Source organism: Cupriavidus gilardii (genome assembly GCF_008801915.1).
GTDB classification, from domain to species: Bacteria; Pseudomonadota; Gammaproteobacteria; order Burkholderiales; family Burkholderiaceae; genus Cupriavidus; species Cupriavidus gilardii.
Map to the genome: position 1 here is coordinate 36,027 of NZ_VZOV01000009.1, position 21,101 is coordinate 57,127.

The window sequence follows — 21,101 nt, forward strand, 5'->3', positions numbered from 1 at the left end:
ATGAACGATCAGCAAGCGAGCCGGGAACTGATCCGGCGTTTCGTCGGCCTTCCGCCGGAGAAGCGGAAGATTTTGCTGGAGCGGCTGGGCCAGCAGGGCATTTCGCTGTCGGTACTGCCGATTACCTCCGACTGGCGACCGGCCACCAGCGATCTGCCGCTGTCCGCTGCACAACAGCGGATGTGGTTCCTGTGGAAGCTGGACCCTGCCGGCAGCGCCTATCACCTCGCCGGCATGCTGCGTCTGCGTGGCCAGGTGGACGATGGCGCCCTGCAGCGGACCTTCGATGCACTGGTGGAGCGGCATGAGAGCCTGCGCACCACCTTCCATCAGGATGGGGAGCAGGCGGTACAGCGCATCCATCCGCCCGCTTCCCCGCCGATCGCCGTCAGCGATCTGCGCGACATCGATCCGACGCAGCGTGACGCCGCTGTGCAGTCGCTGGTCGACGCCGAGGCCCAGGGCCCGTTCGACCTCGAACAAGGGCCGCTGCTGCGCGTGCGCCTGCTGCGCCTGGCCGACGACGACCACATCCTGCTGGTCACCATGCACCATATCGTCTCCGACGGCTGGTCGATGAACGTGGTGATCGACGAGTTCGCTCGGCTCTATGCCGGTTTCGTCAGCGGCCAGCCGCCGCAATTGGCGCCATTGCCAATCCAGTACGCCGACTATGCGGCCTGGCAGAAGCAGTGGCTCGAGGCCGGGGAGCTGGAGCGGCAGCTGCGCTACTGGAAGTCGCATCTGGCGGACGACGGCACCGTGGTACTGGAACTGCCGACCGACCGGCCCCGCCCGGCGGTGCCAAGCCATCGCGGCGGGGCCGTTGCGTTCTCGCTCGACCCCGACCTGTCGGCCGAACTCAGGGCATTGGCGCGTCGTGCCGACACCACGCTGTTTACCGTGCTGCTGGCCGCTTTCCAGGTCCTGCTCTACCGCTACACCGGTCAGCGCGACCTGCGCGTCGGCGTGCCGGTCGCCAACCGCAACCGCGTCGAAACGGAGGGCGTGGTCGGCTTCTTCGTCAATACGCAGGTGCTGCGCACCGAGATCGAAGGCAGCATGACCTTCGACTCCGTGCTTGAGCGCGCCCGCGAGTCGGTGCTGCAAGCCCAGGCCCATCAGGAGCTACCATTCGAGCAACTGGTCGAGGCGCTGCAGCCCGAGCGCAATCTGTCGCACAACCCGCTGTTCCAGGTCATGCTGAACCATCAGCGGCGCGACCTGCGCGCGCTCGATCGCCTGCCCGGTCTGGTGCTGGAGAAGGTCGAGCGCACCGCCAACGCCGCCAAGGTCGATCTGGCGCTCGATACGCAGGAGGGCGAGCAGGGCCTCCTTCATGGCGTATTCGGCTATGCGGCCGATCTGTTCGAGCACGATACGGTCGAGCGTTTGCAGCGGCATTTCGTCGGCGTGTTGAAGCAGGTCGTCACGCGGCCTCAGGGTCGTATCGGAGAGTTGGACCTTCTCGACATCGACGAGCAAGGTCAATGGCGTGACTGGAACACGCCCAACAGGCGGTTCTCTTCTGCAGAGCCGGTACATGTGGCCATCGCGCGCCAGGCGACCCAGCGCCCTGACGCCATTGCGATTCGCTGCGGCGGGGACGCCCTCAGCTATGGCGAGCTCGATGCCGCCGCCACGCGTCTGGCCTACGCATTGCACGCAGCCGGCGCGCGCCCGGAAACCGTCGTCGGCGTCGTGCTCGACCGCAGTCCGGAGCTGATCGTGCGGCTGCTCGCCACGCTGAAGGCCGGCGCCGCCTATCTGCCGCTGGACCCGGAATTGCCTGCTGCTCGACTTGCCCAGCTGCTGCAGGACGCCGGTGTCACGCTCGTGCTGACTTCTCGCGCGCTGATCGGGCGGTTCGATACCGACCTGCCGCTCGTCGTCATGGACGACATCGGCGATCCGGCACCGATCCAACTGCCCGCCGTCGATCCGCGCCAGCTCGCCTACCTGATCTACACCTCGGGCTCCACTGGCACGCCCAAGGGCGTCGCCGTCGAGCACGGCCCCTTGGCCATGCACTGCCACGCCACGGTCGAACAGTACGGCATGGGACCGGACGATCGCGAGCTGCACTTCCTGTCGTTCAACTTCGACGGCGCCCACGAACGCTGGCTCGTGCCGCTGATCGCCGGTGCCCAGCTGGTGCTGCGCGACGACACCTTGTGGAGCGCCGAGCAGACCTTGGAGGTCATCGCTCGCGAAGGCGTGACCAATGCAGGCTTCCCGCCCGCCTATCTGCTACGCCTTGCGGAGGCGGCGACAGAGCCCGTACCACTGCGCCTGCTGTCCTTTGGCGGCGAAGCGATGTCGCGCGAGGCCTTTACCCGCATCAAGCAGAAGTTCCAGGCCGGCACGCTGATCAATGGTTATGGGCCGACCGAGGCCGTGGTCACCCCGCTGGCGTGGGCTAGTCAACACGACACCGATTGCGCCAGCGCCTATGTGCCGATCGGCAGACCGGTGGGCGACCGCACGGCTTATGTGCTCGACGCCGACCTCAACCCGGTGCCGGTTGGCGTGGCCGGTGAGCTGTATATCGGCGGCCTCGGCCTCGCGCGCGGCTATGTCGGCAAACCGGGCCTGACCGCGGAGCGCTTTGTCCCCGACCCTTTCACCACCGGCGCCCGCATGTACCGGACCGGCGATCTGGTCCGCCGTTGTCGCGACGGCAGCATCGAATACGTCGGCCGGCTCGACCATCAGGTCAAGATCCGCGGCTATCGCATCGAACTCGGCGAGATCGAGGCGCGGCTGCGCGCGCACGCAACCGTGCGCGAGGCCGTTGTGCTCGCGCACGACGGTCCGATCGGAAAGCAGCTGGTTGCCTACGTGGTTGCCAGACAGGACGCAACCGATCTCTGCGCCGAACTGCGCGCCTATCTGGAAGGCTGCCTGCCCACCTATATGGTCCCGGCGCACCTCATCGTGCTGGATCGGTTGCCGATCACGGCGAATGGCAAGCTGGACCGCCGTGCGCTGCCCGAGCCGGTGTGGGAGGCCAAGGGTTACGTCGCGCCGCGCAACGATATCGAAACGCTGCTCGCCGAGGTCTGGCAGGAGGTTCTCGGTGTCGAGCGCGTCGGCATTGCGGACAACTTCTTCGAGCTCGGCGGGGATTCGATCCTGTCGATCCAGGCCGTCAGCCGGGCGCGTCGCGTTGGCCTGCGCTTTACGCCCAAGGACCTGTTCCTGCATCAGACCGTACAGGCCCTGGCCCAGGTCGCCGCTCGCGACGAGGCCCGCCAGGCCATCGACGACACGCCGACCGGCGAGGTGCCGCTGTTGCCGATCCAACAGGCGTTCTTCGAGACGTCAATGCCGCAGCGCCACCATTGGAACCAATCCGTACTGCTGCACCCCCGGACGCCACTCGACCACGAAGCACTACAGCACGCGCTGCGTGAGGTGACTCGCCATCACGACGCGTTGCGGCTACGGTACCGGCAGACCGAGGGCGAATGGTCGCAGCACTACGCCGAGCCGGTAGAAAGCGAACTGCTGTGGCGCGAAGATGTCGCTGGTGTGGACGCCATCGACGAACACTGCACCCGCGCGCAACAAAGCCTCGACCTGCAACACGGCCCGCTGCTTCGCGCGCTGCAGCTTCGGCTGCCGGACGGCAGTGAGCGATTGCTGCTCGCTGTTCACCACCTCGTGATCGATGGCGTCTCGTGGCGCGTCCTGCTTGAAGACCTCCAGCATGCGTACCGCCTTGCTCGCGATGGCGTGTCGATCGCCCTTCCGCCCAAGACGGCATCGTACAAGGCCTGGGCGCAAGCATTGGCCCAGCACGCGAACTCGGACGATCTGATCCGGCAGGCCGACTACTGGCGCACCCAGCAAGGGCCGGAACTGCCTTGCGATCGCGCGGCGGAAAACGATCGCATCGCCGACGCCGCCAGGCTGACCCTGCAACTGTCGCCGGCGCAGACGCAGCGGCTGCTGAAACAAGCGCCCGCGGCGTATCGCACGCAGATCAACGACCTGCTGCTGAGCGCGCTCGCACGAGCCGTAGGCCATTGGGCCGGCGTAGACCGGGCAGCCATCTTCCTGGAAGGCCACGGCCGCGATGCGTTGTTCGAGAACGTGGACATCAGCCGCACCGTCGGCTGGTTCACCAGCCTGTTCCCCGTCGTTCTGCCGGTGCTTGACGACACCGGCGGCAGCATCAAGGCGGTCAAGGAGACCTTGCGCGGCATTCCCGATCACGGTATCAGCTATGGCCTGCTGCGGCATCTCGGACCGCAGGCGATCCGCGATCAGCTTGCTGCGCTCCGCCCGCCTCGCATTACGTTCAACTATCTGGGCCAGCTCGATGCTGGCGCCGGCGATGCGGCCCTGTTCGATCGCGCTGCCGAGTCTCCGGGCCAACCCATCTCGCCCGAAGCCCCGCTCGGCAACTGGATCACGATCAATGGACAGGTGACCGGCGGCGTGCTCTCGCTGGCGGTCAGCTTCAGCACCGCTCGCTACCGGCATGACACCATCGCCTCGCTGGTAGAGGCCTATCGCGAGGCGCTGGAGACGACCATCGACCATTGCGTCAGCGTGCCGCCCGGCGCGCTGACGCCGTCCGACGTACCGCTCGCCGGTCTGACCCAGGATCAACTCGATCGCCTCGACGGCCGCCAGATCGAGGACCTGTATCCGCTGACGCCGATGCAGCACGGCATGCTGTTCCACTCGCTCTATGCGCCGGAGGCCGGGCTTTACGTCAACCAGCTCGCCATCACGCTCGACGGCCTCGACGCCGATCGCTTCGGCGCGGCCTGGGACGACACGGTCGCACGGCACGAGATCCTGCGTACCGGCTTTGTCTGGATCGAGGGGCAGGCCATGCAGGCGGTCTATCGGCAGGTCCCTTCGCCGGTGCGCATCGATGCGCAGCAGCATTGGAACGAATCCGAGTGCGAGGACGTCGCGCTCGCGGAACGGAAACAGGCCTTCTCGCTCGATACGCCTCCGCTGATGCGCGTGCGCCTGCTTCGACTCGGCGCAAACCGCTACCGCATGATCTGGACCAGCCACCATCTGCTGCTCGATGGCTGGAGCACGGCCCGATTGATCGGCGAAGTCCTGCAGCGCTACCACGGCCAGCCGGTCGAGGCGCCCGCCTCGCGCTATCGCGACCACATCGCCTGGCTGCAGACGCACGACGTCGCCGCCAGCGAATCGTTCTGGCGCCAGCGGCTGCAAACGCTCGACGAGCCGACCCGTCTGGCGTCTGCCCTTCCCGCGCCGGATGCCGGCATCGGCCACGCCGCCTGCCGAACCAGCCTCGATGCCGACGCCCTCGCCCGCCTCCAGCGCAGCGCCGCCAGCCAGCACCTGACGCTGAACACGCTGCTGCAGGCGGCCTGGGTCATCGTGCTGCAGCGCTATATCGGACGGCGTGCCGTCGCCTTCGGCGCCACGGTGGCCGGACGGCCGGCGGCACTGCCCGGTGCTGAAGCGATGCTCGGCCTGTTCATCAATACGCTGCCGGTGATCCAGGCGCCTGCGCCCGACCAGTCCGTCGCCGACTGGCTGCAGGCGCTGCAAGCGGAGAACCTGGCGCTGCGCGAGCACGAACACGTGCCGCTGTACGAAATCCAGCGCTGGGCCGGTCAAGGCGGGCAGGCGCTGTTCGATTCGATCCTGGTGTTCGAGAACTACCCGGTCGATGCGGCGCTGCGCCAGCGCGAGCAGAACGGCCTGAAGCTCGGCGAAGTCAGCCATGCCGCGACCACCAACTATCCACTGACGCTGGTGGTCTCAGCTGGCGCGACGCTCGATATCGGTTGCAGCTATCAATGCGATCTCTTCACGCATGCGGCGGTCCAGCAATTGCAGCGGCACTATCTGGCTGTGCTGGAGCAGATTGCCTCGGCGCCGCACGCTCGCGTCGGCGAACTGCGGTTTGCCAGCGGAGACGACGGAATGCTGGTGGGCGAGTCGCCGGGCACTGAAGCAACCGATGTGCAGACTGCCGCAGCCGATGTGCTGACCGCCTGGCGGCGCAGTGTCGTGGCGGATCCTTCTGCCATTGCGTTGCGATACGAGGAACAGACGCTGACGCGCGGCGAGACAGATCGGTTGGCCAATGGGATTGCGGCGGGGCTGGTCGAGCGGAGTGTCGGGCGGGAGATGCGGGTTGGACTCTGCGTCGAGCGTTCGCCGGCATTCGTCACCGGCCTGCTTGGCATCCTGAAGGCGGGCGCCGTCTGCGTACCGCTCGACCCAGCACAGCCGGCCGAACGCTTGCGGCAGTTGCTGGACGATGCTGCCGCAAGCGTTGTCGTCGGTTCCGTGCCGGGGTTCGATTGCCTCGATCCCGCCTTGGTGGCACCGTTGGACGAGGCGCCCGCTGTCTCGCTGCTTCGAGGTCAGGCCGCTTACCTGATCTACACCTCGGGCTCCACCGGCACCCCGAAGGGCGTGCTGGTCAGCCACGATGCGCTCGCGCACTACGTCTCCGGCGTGCTGCACCGGCTCGAGCTGCCGGCCGATGCCTCGATGGCGATGGTCTCGACCACCGCCGCCGACCTCGGCCATACCGTGCTGTTCGGCGCTCTCTGCAGCGGCCGCACCTTGCATCTGATCTCGCGCGAGCGCGGCTTCGATCCCGATCGTTTCGCGGAATACATGGCGCGGCACCGCGTTGGCGTACTGAAGATCGTTCCCAGCCATCTACGCGGTCTGTTGCAGGGCCGGCAGCCTGCCGATGGCTTGCCCGAGCGGGCGCTGATCCTCGGCGGTGAGGCCACCTCCGCCGAACTGGCTCGCACAGTCCGCGACCTGAAACCGCACTGCCGGTTGTTCAATCACTACGGGCCCACGGAGACGACCGTCGGCGTACTGACACATGAAGCGGTGACCTTGCCCGAACGGCAGCTGCCCACCGGCACGCCGCTGCCCGGCTCCCGCGTCTATGTGCTCGACGCCGACCTGAACCCGGTGCCGGCCGGCATCGTCGGCGAGCTCTATATCGCCGGACCGCAGTTGGCTCGCGGCTACCTCGATCGCCCCGGGTTGACCGCCGAGCGCTTCGTGCCCGATCCCTTCACCGACGGCGCGCGGATGTACCGCACCGGCGACCGCGTCAGGCAGGACGCGCAAGGCCGCATCGAATACCTCGGCCGCCAGGACGAACAGGTCAAGATCCGCGGCTACCGCGTCGAACTCGGCGAGATTGCCCATCTGCTGCGCTCGCAGCCGGGCGTCAAGGATGCCGCCGTGATCGTTCATGAGGAGCGGTTGGTGGCCTACTGCGTGCCGCAGGGCACAGACACCACGACGCTGAAAGCCGAGCTCAAGGCGCAACTGCCCGATCACATGGTCCCGGCCCAGCTGATCGCGCTCGACCGGCTCCCGGTCACGCCCAACGGCAAGCTCGATCGCCGCGCGCTGCCCGCGCCGGTCTGGGAAACGCAAGGCCACGTCGCCCCGCGCAACGAGATCGAGGCGCTGCTGGCGCAGGTCTGGCAGGAGGTGCTTGGCGTCGAACAGGTCGGCATCCACGACAACTTTTTCGATCTCGGCGGCCATTCACTGCTGGTCACGCGCCTGGCGGCGTTGGTCAACGCACGTCTGTCGGCGGCAGTCCCGCTACGCGTCTACTTCGAATCGTCGACGCTCGCCGAAATGGCAGCCAGCATAGAAGCGACGAATGGCAATCCGAACATGCGAGAGAAGGCCGCCGAAGCAGAAGGCTGGGCCGACATGGACGCGTGGCTGGACACGCTGGAGACAGAAGCATGAGCATTGACAAACTCCGTCTCGCACAACGGTTCGCCAGCCTGTCGCCCGAGGGACAGCAGCGATTCATCGATGAGCTGAAGGCCCGCGGCATGGACTTCGGACGACTGCCGATCGCGGCGCGCGGGCGTAGTGAGGCCGCGCTGTCCTATGCGCAGCAACGGCTTTGGTTCCTGTGGCAATTGGAGCGCAGCAGCGGCCTGTACAACATTCCGCGCGCCGTGCGGCTGCGCGGCACGCTCGATCGGTTGGCACTGCATCGGACCTTCGACGCACTGGTGGAACGGCACGATAGCTTGCGCACGACCTTCCATCAGCAAGACGAGCAAGCGGTGCAGCGCATTCACCCGCCTTCACCGCTGCCGATCGCCATCAGCGATCTGCGCGACATCGATCCGGCGCAGCGTGACGCTGCTGTGCAATCGATGGTCGACGCCGAGGCCCAGGCCCCGTTCGACCTCGAACAAGGGCCGCTGTTGCGCGTGCGCCTGCTGCGCCTGGCCGACGACGACCACATCCTGCTGGTCACCATGCACCATATCGTCTCCGACGGCTGGTCGATGAACGTGGTGATCGACGAGTTCGCTCGGCTCTATGCCGGTTTCGTCAGCGGCCAGCCGCCGCAATTGGCGCCATTGCCGATCCAGTATGCCGACTATGCGGCCTGGCAGAAGCAGTGGCTCGAGGCCGGGGAGCTGGAGCGGCAACTGCGCTACTGGAAGTCGCATCTGGCCGACGATGGCACCGTGGTACTGGAGCTGCCGACCGACCGGTCTCGCCCGGCGGGGCCGAGCCATCGTGGCGGTGCGGTGTCGTTCTCGCTCGACCCCGACCTCTCGGCCGAACTCAGGGCATTGGCGCGTCGTGCCGACACCACGCTGTTTACCGTGCTGCTGGCCGCCTTCCAGGTCCTGCTCTACCGCCACACCGGTCAGCGCGACCTGCGCGTCGGTGTGCCGGTGGCCAACCGCAACCGCGTCGAAACGGAGGGCGTGGTCGGCTTCTTCGTCAATACGCAGGTGCTGCGCACCGAGATCGAAGGCAGCATGACCTTCGACTCCGTGCTTGAGCGCGCCCGCGAATCGGTACTGCAAGCCCAGGCCCATCAGGAGCTGCCATTCGAGCAACTGGTCGAGGCGCTGCAGCCCGAGCGCAATCTGTCGCACAACCCGCTGTTCCAGGTCATGCTGAACCATCAGCGGCGCGACCTGCGCGCGCTCGATCGCCTGCCCGGTCTGGTGCTGGACAAGGTCGAGCGCACCGCCAACGCCGCCAAGGTCGATCTGGCGCTCGATACGCAGGAGGACCAGCATGGCGTCCTCAGCGGCGTGTTCGGCTATGCCGCCGATCTGTTCGACCACGATACGGTCGAGCGTTTGCAGCGGCACTATGTCGGCGTGCTGCGTTCGGTGACGGACGATCCGGCCATCTCGATCGCCGCGATCCCGCTGCTGCTTGCGGACGAGCAACGGCAGTGGATCGGTTGGAGTACTGCCGATCGCCGCTTCTCGGCTGCCGACCCGGTTCACGTGGCCATCGCGCGTCAGGCGACCCAGCGCCCGGACGCCATTGCGATTCGCTGCGGCGGACACGTCCTCAGCTATGGCGAGCTCGATGCCGCTGCCACGCGCCTGGCCTACGCATTGCACGCAGCCGGCGCGCGCCCCGAGGCCGTCGTCGGCGTCGTGCTCGACCGCAGTCCCGACCTGATCGTGCGCTTGCTCGCCACGCTGAAGGCTGGCGCCGCCTATCTGCCGCTGGACCCGGAACTGCCGGCTGCACGACTTGCCCAGCTGCTGCAGGACGCCGGTGTCAAGCTCGTGCTGACTTCTCGCGCGCTGATCGGGCGGATCGATACCGACCTGCCGCTCGTCGTCATGGAGGACATTGGCGATCCGGCACCGATCCAACTCCCCGCCGTCGATCCGCGCCAGCTCGCCTACCTGATCTACACCTCCGGCTCCACCGGCACCCCGAAGGGCGTCGCCGTCGAACACGGCCCTTTGGCCATGCACTGCCACGCCACGGTCGAGCAGTACGGCATGGGACCGGACGATCGCGAGCTGCACTTCCTGTCTTTCAACTTCGACGGCGCGCACGAACGCTGGCTGGTACCGCTGATCGCCGGTGCCCAGCTGGTGCTGCGCGACGACGCCTTGTGGAGCGCCGAGCAGACCTTGGAGGTCATCGCCCGCGAAGGCGTGACCAACGCCGGCTTCCCGCCCGCCTACTTGCTTCGGTTGGCCGAAGCCGCCACCGAACCGGTGCCGCTGCGCCTGCTGTCCTTTGGCGGCGAAGCGATGTCGCGCGAGGCCTTTGCCCGGATCAAGCAGAAGTTCCAGGCCGGCACGCTGATCAATGGTTATGGGCCGACCGAGGCCGTGGTCACCCCGCTGGCGTGGGTCAGTCAACACGACACCGACTGCCCGAGCGCCTATGTGCCGATCGGCAGACGGGTGGGCGACCGCACGGCTTATGTGCTCGACGCCGACCTGAACCCGGTGCCGGTCGGTGTTGCCGGCGAGCTGTATATCGGCGGGCTGGGCCTGGCGCGCGGGTATGTCGGCCGGCCGGGACTGACCGCCGAGCGCTTCGTGCCGGATCCGTTCGCCTCTGGCGCACGGATGTACCGCACCGGCGATCTGGTCCGGCGTTGTCGCGACGGCAGCATCGAATACGTCGGCCGGCTCGACCATCAGGTCAAGATCCGCGGCTATCGCATCGAACTCGGCGAGATCGAGGCGCGGCTGCGCGCACACGCAACCGTGCGGGAAGCGGTGGTCGTCGCCCACGATGGGCCGAGCGGCAAGCAGTTGATCGCCTATGTCGTGCCGGACCAAGGCGAGGGAGAGGTCGCGGCGCCGCTGAAGGCATATCTGGAAAGCGTCCTGCCGCCCTATATGGTGCCCCCGCAGATCGTGCCGCTGAACCAGTTGCCGGTCACGTCCACCGGCAAGCTCGATCGCCGCGCCCTCCCCGAGCCCGTATGGGAAGTCCAGGGCTACGTCGCTGCGACCAACGACGTCGAAGCGAGGCTGATCCAGGTCTGGCAGGAGGTGCTGGGTATCGAGCGAGTCGGCGTCACCGACAACTTCTTCGAGCTCGGGGGCGACTCGATCCTGTCGATCCAGGCGGTCAGCAAGGCGCGCCGCGTTGGCCTGCGCTTCACGCCCAAGGATCTGTTCCTGCATCAGACCGTGCAGGCTCTGGCCCGCACGGCGACGCGCGAGGATACGGAACGGCCCGTCGAAGACAAGCCCACCGGTCAGGTGCCGCTGCTGCCGATCCAGCGATGGTTCTTCGAAACGCCGATGCCTAATCGCCATCATTGGAACCAGTCGGTATTGCTCAAGCCCGTTGGTCCGATCGACCCGCCGGCGCTACGCCAGGCGCTTCAAGCCCTCGTCGCCCATCACGACGCCTTGCGCCTGCGCTATCGGCAGTTCGATGGCCAATGGCGGCAGCATTACGCCGTGCACGAGGATCACGAACTGCTGTGGCAGCAGGAGGTGCCCGACATCGCCGCCATGACGGATCGTTGCAGCGATGCCCAGCGAAGCCTGGACCTCGAACAGGGACCATTGCTGCGTGCGTTGCACGTTCGACTACCCGACGGCAGCGAGCGGCTGCTGCTCGCGGTCCATCATCTGGTCGTCGATGGGGTGTCATGGCGGATCCTGATGGAGGACCTGCAGCAAGCGTATCGCCTCGCACGGCAAGGGGAATCGATCGCGCTTCCGCCGAAGACGGCGTCGTACAAGACGTGGGCCGAGACCCTGGCGGAACACGCCCACAGTGACGCGATGCGGCGGCAAGCGGACTACTGGCTGTCGCAACCGGATGTGCCCGCGTTGATGCCCGATCACGACACGCCAGCGCTGGCTGTCGATGGCCGGCAGCACACGGTCCGCCTGGACGCGGCGCGCACCACGCAACTGCTGCAACAGGCCCACGGCGCCTATCGCACCCGCATCAACGACCTGCTGCTGGCCGCGGTTGCGCGTGCCGTTGGCGCATGGACGCAGCGGCCGCGCGTCGCGATCCAGCTGGAAGGGCATGGACGGGAAACGTTCGCCGAATCGGTCGACATCAGCCGCACGGTGGGCTGGTTCACCACGGTGTTCCCCGTCGTGCTGCCGGTCGCTCCCGATATCGGCGACACCATCAAGCAGGTCAAGGAAACCTTGCGTGCGATTCCCGACAACGGCATCGGCTATGGGTTGTTGCGCCATCTGGGGCCCGCCGAGATCCAGTCCGAGCTGGCGCGCCGGCCGGAGCCCCGCATCACCTTCAACTATCTGGGGCAATTCGACCAGACCGCCGGCGAGGACGCCGACTTTGCGCTGACCGACGAACCGAGCGGCGGGAGCCGCGATGCGCACGCCCCGCTCGGCAACGCGCTGACCATCAATGGCCAGGTATTCGGCGCCGAGCTGGTCCTGAAACTCGGCTACAGCTGCAAACAGTTCGAGTCCGCCACCATCGAGCGCCTGGGCGATGCGCTCCGCCGCGAACTGGAAGCCGTCATCGAGCACTGCCTCTGTCAGGACAACCACGGCATGACGCCATCCGATCTGGTCAATGTCCAGATCGACCAGGGCGCGCTCGACGCGCTGCTCGATAACGTGCTCTGAACCGAGCTCCAGAACGAGCTCTATACCGCTTGCTGCCTTTGAACCCAACCATGACGACTGCCACCGAACGACGCAAACAGGATATCGAGAGCATTGCAGCCCTGACCGCCTTGCAGCAGGGCGTCCTGTTCCACGCACTGGAGCGCGGCGACGGCGACCCCTATCACTATCAGCGCGTATTCGACATTCGTGGCGAGCTGGCGATCGATGACTTCATCCGCGCCTGGCAATGGACCGCCGATCGGCATCAGGCTCTGCGCAGCGACTTTATCTGGGGCGAGACCGACGTACCGCTGCAGATTGCGTACAAGCGTCGGCCCGTTCAACTGGAGCAGCTCGATTGGCGCAGCGTGCCGGCGGACGAGCAGCGCCGGCAATTGGAAGCCAGGCTCAAAGTGCAGCGGCAGGAGGGGTTCCCCTTCCGCCGAGCGGCGGATCTTCGGCTCTGTCTGGTCCAGGTGGAGGTGAGGCGCTGGTGGCTGGCCTGGTCCTTCCATCATGTCGCGATGGACGGATGGAGCGTGGGCATGGTGCTAAGTGACGTGCTGCAGTCGTATCTGGCGCTGCGCCGTGGCCAGCCGCTGCCCGCGACGGCGCCGCGTCCCTTCAGTGCCTATCTGCAGTGGCTGGGCCAGCGCGACAAGGCGGTGTCGGCCGCCTATTGGCAGCAGACGCTGGCCGACGTCGAAGTGCCAACGCCGCTGCCGGCCAGTGCGCCAGAAGTCGGCCGATCCGGCTATGCGGAACAAAAGCTGTCGCTGTCGCCGACCCTCAGCGAAACCGCACGCGCACTGGCGCGGCAAGCAGGCGTCACCGTCAATACGCTGGTGCAGGGGCTGTGGGCCTGGACGCTGGCACGGCATGGTGCCAATCGCGACGTGGTGTTCGGCACCACGGTGTCGGGTCGCTCCGGCGACTTCCCCGGGATCGAATCGATGGTCGGCCTGTTCATCAACACGATCCCGCTGCGTGTGCGCATGCCGAGCGACCTGCCGATCCGGCAATGGTGGCGCGCCATACAGCATCAGGCCGTGGAGAATCAGCAGCACGAAAATATGCCGCTGCCGGACATCCAGCGGCTCGCCCGACCGGGCGAAGGCAGCGCGTTGTTCGACAGCATTGTGGTGTTCGAGAACTATCCGGTCGACGCGGCGCTGAAACAGCGGCAAGGCGAGATCGATATCCGCTTGCTCGGCGCCGCCGCCGAGGAGGATGGTGCCGAATTTGTCATCAGTGGCCGCAATAACTATCCGCTGAGTCTGATCGCGGCGATGGACGAGTGCCTGCACCTCACCCTCGCCTATCAGCGCGATTGCTTCGCCGACCGGGACATCACGGCATTGCTGGGGCGGATGGAACAGGCGCTGCAACGCATGCTGGCCGATCCCGACCAATGCCTTGGACGGATCGGCCTCGCCGGCAAACAAGGCCTGCTGTTCGCTGAATCGGTCGAGGGAGCGTTGCCGGATGTCGTGGTTGCGTGGCGGCGCAGTGTCGAGGCCGATCCTTCTGCCATTGCGTTGCGATACGAGGAACAGACGCTGACGCGCGGCGAGACAGATCGGTTGGCCAATGGGATTGCGGCGGCGCTGCTCGAGCGCGGTGTTGGGCGCGAGACGCGGGTTGGACTCTGCGTCGAGCGTTCGCCGGCGTTCGTGACCGGCCTGCTTGGCATCCTGAAGGCCGGCGCCGTCTGCGTACCGCTCGATCCGGCACAGCCGGCCGAACGCTTGCGCCAGCTGCTGGACGATGCCGGGGCTCGCGTGGTGGTTGGCTCCGTGCCGGGCTTCGATTGCCTCGATCCGGCCTCCGTGGCACCGGTGGACGAGGCGCCCGCTGTCTCGCTGCTTCCGGGTCAGGCCGCTTACCTGATCTACACCTCGGGCTCCACCGGCACCCCGAAGGGCGTGGTCGTCAGCCACGATGCGCTCGCGCACTACGTCTCCGGCGTGCTGCACCGGCTCGAGCTGCCGCCCGATGCCTCGATGGCGATGGTCTCGACCACCGCCGCCGACCTCGGCCATACCGTGCTGTTCGGCGCCCTCTGCAGCGGCCGCACCTTGCATCTGATCTCGCGCGAGCGCGGCTTCGATCCCGATCGCTTTGCGGAGTACATGGCGCGGCACCACGTTGGCGTGCTGAAGATCGTTCCCAGCCATCTGCGCGGTTTGTTGCAGGCCCGGCAGCCCGCCGATGTCTTGCCCGAGCAGGCGCTGATCCTCGGCGGTGAGGCCACCTCTGCCGAACTGGCTCGAACGATCCGCGACCTGAAGCCGCACTGCCGGCTGTTCAACCACTACGGGCCCACGGAGACCACCGTCGGCGTGCTGACACATGAAGCGGTGACCTTGCCCGAACGGCAGCTGCCGACCGGCACGCCGCTGCCCGGCTCCCGCGTCTATGTGCTCGACGCCGACCTGAACCCGGTGCCGGCCGGCATCGTCGGCGAGCTCTATATCGCCGGACCGCAGTTGGCTCGCGGCTACCTCGATCGCCCCGGGTTGACCGCCGAGCGCTTCGTGCCCGATCCCTTCACCGACGGCGCGCGGATGTACCGCACCGGCGACCGCGTCAGGCAGGACGCGCAAGGCCGCATCGAATACCTCGGCCGCCAGGACGAACAGGTCAAGATCCGCGGCTACCGCGTCGAACTCGGCGAGATTGCCCATCTGCTGCGCTCGCAGCCGGGCGTCAAGGATGCCGCCGTGATCGTTCATGAGGAGCGGTTGGTGGCCTACTGCGTGCCGCAGGGCACAGACACCACGACGCTGAAAGCCGAACTCAAGGCGCAACTGCCCGATCACATGGTCCCGGCCCAGCTGATCGCGCTCGACCGGCTGCCGGTCACGCCGAATGGCAAGCTCGATCGCCGCGCGCTGCCCGCGCCGGTCTGGGAAACGCAAGGCCACGTCGCCCCGCGCAACGAGATCGAAGCGCTGCTGGCGCAGGTCTGGCAAGACGTGCTCGGTGTCGAACGCGTCGGCGCCACCGACAATTTCTTCGAGCTCGGTGGCGACTCGATCCTGTCGTTGAAGCTGATCGCGCGTCTGAAGAAGGCCGGCCACAAGTTGTTGCCCAAGCAGGTGTTTGCCAACCCGGTACTGGGCGACCTTGCGCACGCGATCGCGACGGATCAGGCTGCCACTTCGCCCTCCACAGTGACCGTGGATCGCTCGCCGGCGCGGGTCGATCGCAGCGGTCCTATCCCGTTGTCCTGGGCCCAGCAACGGCTTTTGTTCCTCTGGCAATGGAACCGCAACAGCGCCGCGTATCACATTCCGCGGGCCGTGCGGCTGCGCGGCTCGCTCGACCACTCGGCCTTGCAGCAGACCTTCGACGCACTGGTGGAACGGCACGAAAGCCTGCGCACGACCTTCCATCAGCAAGGCGAGCAGGCGGTGCAGCGTATTCACCCGCCTCAACCCCTGCCGATTGCCATCAGCGATCTGCGCGACATCGAGCCGGCGCAGCGCGACGCCGCTGTGCAGTCGCTGGTCGACGCCGAGGCCCAGGCTCCATTCAATCTCGAACAAGGGCCGCTGTTGCGCGTGCGCCTGCTGCGCCTGGCCGACGACGACCACATCCTGCTGGTCACCATGCACCATATCGTCTCCGACGGCTGGTCGATGAACGTGGTGATCGACGAGTTCGCCCGGCTCTATGCCGGTTTCGTCAGCGGCCAGCCGCCGCAATTGGCGCCATTGCCAATCCAGTACGCCGACTACGCGGCCTGGCAGAAGCAGTGGCTCGAGGCCGGCGAACTGGAGCGGCAACTGCGCTACTGGAAGTCGCATCTGGCGGACGATGGCACCGTGGTACTGGAACTGCCGACCGACCGGTCTCGCCCGGCGGTGCCGAGCCATCGCGGCGGGGCCGTTGCGTTCTCGCTCGATGCCGAACTGTCGTCCAGGCTGCGCACTCTCGCGCGCAACGCGGATACCACCCTCTTTACCGTGCTGCTGGCCGCCTTCCAGGTCCTTCTCTACCGCTACACCGGTCAGCGTGACCTGCGCGTCGGTGTGCCGGTGGCCAACCGCAACCGCGTCGAAACGGAGGGCGTGGTCGGCTTCTTCGTCAATACGCAGGTGCTGCGCACCGAGATCGAAGGCAGCATGACCTTCGACTCCGTGCTTGAGCGCGCCCGCGAGTCGGTGCTGCAAGCCCAGGCCCATCAGGAGCTGCCATTCGAGCAACTGGTCGAGGCGCTGCAACCGGAGCGTGACTCATCGCGCAATCCGCTGTTCCAGGTCATGCTGAACCATCAGCGACGCGACCGCAGCATCGCGCAACAACTTCCAGGATTGCAGCTGGAACCGGTGGAGCGATCGGTCCGATCGACCAAGATGGACCTCTCCCTCGATACGCAGGAGGACCAGACTGGCGCGGTGTTCGGTGCCATGGGATATGCGTGCGATCTGTTCGACCACCGTACGGTGGAACGGATGCTGGCGCACTACCTTGGCATCCTCGAGCAGATGGCGGCCGGGCCTGGCGTTCGCGTTGGCGGATTCGTGCTGAACGGCCAGGATGAAGGAAGGCTGATCGGCGAGTCCGTGACGTCGGCGCCGACCGATGTGCTGGCGGCATGGCGGCGCAACGTCGACGCGGATTCTTCGGCCATTGCGCTGCGATACGAGGAACAGACGCTGACGCGCGGCGAGACCGATCGGTTGGCCAATGGGATTGCGGCGGCGCTGCTCGAGCTCGGTGTCGGGCGCGAGACGCGGGTTGGGCTTTGTGTCGAGCGTTCGCCGGCGTTCGTCACCGGGCTGCTTGGCATCCTGAAGGCGGGCGCCGTCTGCGTACCGCTCGATCCGGCACAGCCGGTGGAACGCTTACGCCAGTTGCTGGATGACGCCGGGGCTCGCGTGGTGGTTGGCTCCGTGTCGGGCTCCGATTGCCTCGATCCCGCCTCGGTGGCACCAGTGAACGAGGCGCCCGCTGTCTCGCTGCTCCCGGATCAGGCCGCTTACCTGATCTACACCTCGGGCTCCACCGGCACCCCGAAGGGCGTGCTGGTCAGCCACGATGCGCTCGCGCACTACGTCTCCGGCGTGCTGCACCGGCTCGAGCTGCCAGCCGATGCCTCGATGGCGATGGTCTCGACCACCGCCGCCGACCTCGGCCATACCGTGCTGTTCGGCGCCCTCTGCAGCGGCCGCACCTTGCACCTGATCTCGCGCGAGCGCGGCTTCGATCCCGATCGCTTTGCGGAGTATATGGCGCGGCACCGCGTTGGCGTACTGAAGATCGTTCCCAGCCATCTGCGCGGATTGCTCCAAGCTCGCCAACCCGCCGATGTCTTGCCCGAGCAGGCGCTGATCCTCGGCGGCGAAGCGACCTCTGCCGAACTGGCTCGCACAGTCCGCGACCTGAAGCCGCACTGCCGGCTGTTCAACCACTACGGGCCCACGGAGACGACCGTCGGCGTGCTGACACATGAAGCGGTGACCTTGCCCGAACGGCAACTGCCCACCGGCACCCCGCTGCCCGGCTCCCGCGTCTATGTGCTCGACGCCGACCTGAACCCGGTGCCAGCCGGCATCGTCGGCGAGCTCTATATCGCCGGACCGCAGCTGGCTCGCGGTTATCTGGGACGGCCAGGGCTGACCGCCGAGCGCTTCGTGCCCGATCCCTTCACCGACGGCGCGCGGATGTACCGCACCGGCGACCGCGTCAGGCAGGACTCGGAAGGCCGAATCGAATACCTCGGCCGCCAGGACGAACAGGTCAAGATCCGCGGCTACCGCGTCGAACTCGGCGAGATTGCCCATCTGCTGCGCTCGCAGCCGGGCGTCAAGGACGCCGCCGTGATCGTCCACGAGGACCGGCTGGTCGCCTACTGCGTGCTGCAGGGCACGGACACCACGACGCTGAAAGCCGCGCTCAAGGCGCAACTGCCCGATCACATGGTCCCGGCCCAGCTGATCGCGCTCGACCGGCTGCCGGTCACGCCCAACGGCAAGCTCGATCGCCGCGCGCTGCCCGCTCCCGTCTGGGAAACGCAAGGCTACGTCGCCCCGCGCAATGACACCGAAGCCCTGCTCGCACAAGTCTGGCAGCAAGTGCTTGGCGTCGAACAGGTCGGCATCCACGACAACTTCTTCGAGCTCGGCGGCCATTCGTTGCTCTGCCTGCAAGTGCTGACGCGGTTGCGCGCCGCGACCGGCGCGGGCCTGGCGATCGAGTTGCGCCATCTGATGGAACACCAGACCATCGCGTCGCTGTGCCAGGTGCTCGGCGGCGCCGACCCTGCGCGGCATCGGCCCGTGCCATTGAATCGCCCTTCCGGCGATGCACCGCCGCTGTTCTGCCTGCACGCGTCATTCGGCAATGTGTTCGACTACACGCCGCTGGCCCGATCGCTGGAGGGCGTCGGCACGGTCTACGGGCTGGCCTGCCCGCCGCTGGACGCGTTCGGCTCCCTTGAACATCTTGCCCACCTGCACGTGATGGCGATCCGGGCGGTACAGCCGACGGGACCCTATCGGTTGCTGGGATGGTCGCTCGGCGGCGCGCTGGGCGCGCGAATGGCGGCGATCCTGGAAGACGCCGGCGAAACGGTGGCGTTCCTTGGGCTGGTGGACACCTTGGTGCCGCGCCAGGGCATAGCCACGGTCCGTCAACGCGGCTCGATCGACGAGCTTCACCAGTATCTGCAGCAACTGTTCCCGCAGTTGGCGGACAGCGGCTTCGCGGACGAACTGGCCCAGGCGCGAGCCGAGCTGCAAGGGGCAGCGCTGGTCGAGCATCTGATCCGGCGGGCCTTTGCGCTGGCCGGCGGCGTCGGGCATGCGGGTCCGGACGAGTTGTCACGGATGTTTGCCACCGCCGAACGGTTGCGTGAACTCAGCCACGACATGTCGCTGCAGCCGCTGCGGGTAGCACCAACCTGCTGGTGGGCCAGCGACCGCGGTGACGACGACATCGAACGGCTGGTGACCATGCTGGAACGACAGCCGGCGTATTCGCAGCGAGTCGCCGCGACCCATCTTGGAATCGTGCGGGCGCCCGCCTTTATCGACGCGCTGCGCGATCGGCTGGAGGCCGTGCCGGCGAACGGCTGACGCGGCGCTCGGCGGGCGAGGCGGCCGGGATCAAGGCGTACCAGAGTCCGGCCGCCGTCATCGCACCCAGCGCCAGCCACGAGACCCAGTCCCAAACCCCATCCGCGAACAGTGCGGCGGCCAGACCGACGCAACCGGCGATGGCCAGCACGATCGGCATGCCGTAGATCCAGAGAAACGTCCCGGGGGTTTTCATCGGCTGGCTCCGGTCTCGGTCACGGCGGCGACGGCGGGAGCGGCGCGATCGGCGGTGCGCTGTTCGTCTTCCATCTTCCGCAGGCGCGCATTGGTGGTACGCGTGCGGCCGACCCACAGGTAGATGCCGCTGCCGAGCAACACGATCGTGATGACATCGAGCACGGCCCACAGGATCTTCAGCGGCATCGCGCCGTAGTCGCCGAAATGCAGCGGGCCGGAGATCCGCAGCGCCGCGACGTACCAGGGCATGTCCCGCTTGGCCGCGAAGGCGCCGGTCTGCGCGTCGATCAGCACCGGCTTGATCAGCCGCGAGGTGATATGCGCGTCGCCGCGCATGAACACCGCGTAGTGATGGTTGCCGGCCAGCGGCGTCCCGGGAAAGGCGACGAAGGCGGTCGTCATGTCCGGTTCCTCGGCCTTGGCCAGCGCGATCGCGGCATCGAGCGAGGCCAGTTTCTCCGGCGGCGCCGCCACGGCGGTCGACGAGCCGGCCTTGGCCGCGAACGGCGCGACCATCGCCTTCAGTTCGGTGGCCTGCCAGAAGCTGTACGTCGGCTTGGCCAGCGTCAGCAGCACGCCGGTCAGCCCGACCACGAAGGCCCACGACAGCGTGGCCATGCCCAGCACGTTATGCAAGTCCAGCCATTTGAGCCGCGTCGACCGTTCGCGGCGCACGGTGCCGAACGGCAGCTTCTTCATCAGCGGGCCATAGACGACGATGCCCGAGACGATCGAAATCACGAACAGCAAGCCCATGAAGCCAAGGAGCAGCGTGCCGGCCAGACCTGCGAACAGGTCGGTATGCAGCTTCACCATGATCAGCATGAAACCGGACCGCAGCGGCGTGTCGCGCAGCAGGTCGCCGGTGCGGGCGTCGTAGGTCAGCAGTGCGCCGCCCTGGCGCGGCGCCTCGCGGGAGGACAGCGAGACGAACCAGACCGGCTCCTCGTCGTCGGCCGTGACGAAACGGACCGCCGTGCCCGGGCGCCGCTCCAGTGCGTCGGCAACGATGCGATCGACCGGGACCCGCCCCGCATCGGGCGGCAATTCCGGCGCCTCTACCCCATTGCCAAGCCAGTGGTCGATCTCATGCCCGAAGATCAGCGGCAGGCCGGTCAGGCACAGCAGCAGCAGGAAGACGGTGCAGATCAGGCTGGTCCATTTGTGGACCAGGTACCAGATGCGGAACGTGCGGATGTGCATGGTGGCTGGCGCCCGGCGGCGGTCTTTCCCTATTTGCGAATGATTCGCATTCTATATGGGTCCGCTGCAAGGAGATAGCCCGGCCACCTTGTCGTCCCTGCGCATACGGCGACCCGGCGACTTCGGCGCGCTTGCAAAGGCGCTGGGCCCCTACCTTCGCGGGGGCGACAACTCGCGCCACCGTAAATTTCCGGCCTCCCCCACCGTCTCTCCAGCACCGGTCGAACGCCTTTGCCGGCCATCACCATGG

Annotated in this window: 5 protein-coding genes; 3 read left to right on the forward strand and 2 right to left on the reverse strand. The window is 67.0% G+C overall.

What is annotated here, in order from left to right; translation table 11 throughout:
* From F7Q96_RS13045 to F7Q96_RS13055, 3 genes are read left to right on the forward strand one after another with little or no spacing between them, the layout of a single operon-like run.
* Entirely contained in the window at nt 1–7,752 is a 7,752-nt protein-coding gene (locus tag F7Q96_RS13045) for a non-ribosomal peptide synthetase (protein WP_151022800.1), read from the forward strand.
* On the forward strand, nt 7,749–12,383 hold the full coding sequence (locus F7Q96_RS13050) for a non-ribosomal peptide synthetase (protein ID WP_053823545.1): 4,635 nt from the start codon (nt 7,749–7,751) through the stop codon (nt 12,381–12,383). The genes F7Q96_RS13045 and F7Q96_RS13050 overlap by 4 nt, the downstream gene beginning before the upstream one ends.
* Before the next feature lie 50 nt (nt 12,384–12,433).
* Nucleotides 12,434–19,450, forward strand: coding sequence for a non-ribosomal peptide synthetase (locus F7Q96_RS13055; RefSeq protein ID WP_053823544.1), 7,017 nt, complete (start codon nt 12,434–12,436; stop codon nt 19,448–19,450).
* On the opposite strand, the gene F7Q96_RS13060 is transcribed toward F7Q96_RS13055, so the two are convergent.
* Together F7Q96_RS13060 and F7Q96_RS13065 are read right to left on the reverse strand one after the other, a co-directional pair.
* Nucleotides 19,401–19,646, reverse strand: coding sequence for a DUF4175 domain-containing protein (locus F7Q96_RS13060; RefSeq protein ID WP_151022802.1), 246 nt, complete (start codon nt 19,644–19,646; stop codon nt 19,401–19,403). The two genes, F7Q96_RS13055 and F7Q96_RS13060, sit on opposite strands and share 50 nt — an antisense overlap.
* Complete coding sequence (locus tag F7Q96_RS13065; protein WP_053823543.1) at nt 19,643–20,851, reverse strand: PepSY-associated TM helix domain-containing protein; 1,209 nt, start codon at nt 20,849–20,851, stop codon at nt 19,643–19,645. The genes F7Q96_RS13060 and F7Q96_RS13065 overlap by 4 nt, the downstream gene beginning before the upstream one ends.
* Nucleotides 20,852–21,101: the final 250 nt, after the last annotated feature.

Coding starts and splice junctions, on each gene's coding strand:
- F7Q96_RS13060 (WP_151022802.1), bottom strand. CDS start 19,646: ATGAAAACCCCCGGGACGTTTCTCTGGATCTACGGCATGCCGATCGTG.
- F7Q96_RS13050 (WP_053823545.1), top strand. CDS start 7,749: ATGAGCATTGACAAACTCCGTCTCGCACAACGGTTCGCCAGCCTGTCG.
- F7Q96_RS13065 (WP_053823543.1), bottom strand. CDS start 20,851: ATGCACATCCGCACGTTCCGCATCTGGTACCTGGTCCACAAATGGACC.
- F7Q96_RS13045 (WP_151022800.1), top strand. CDS start 1: ATGAACGATCAGCAAGCGAGCCGGGAACTGATCCGGCGTTTCGTCGGC.
- F7Q96_RS13055 (WP_053823544.1), top strand. CDS start 12,434: ATGACGACTGCCACCGAACGACGCAAACAGGATATCGAGAGCATTGCA.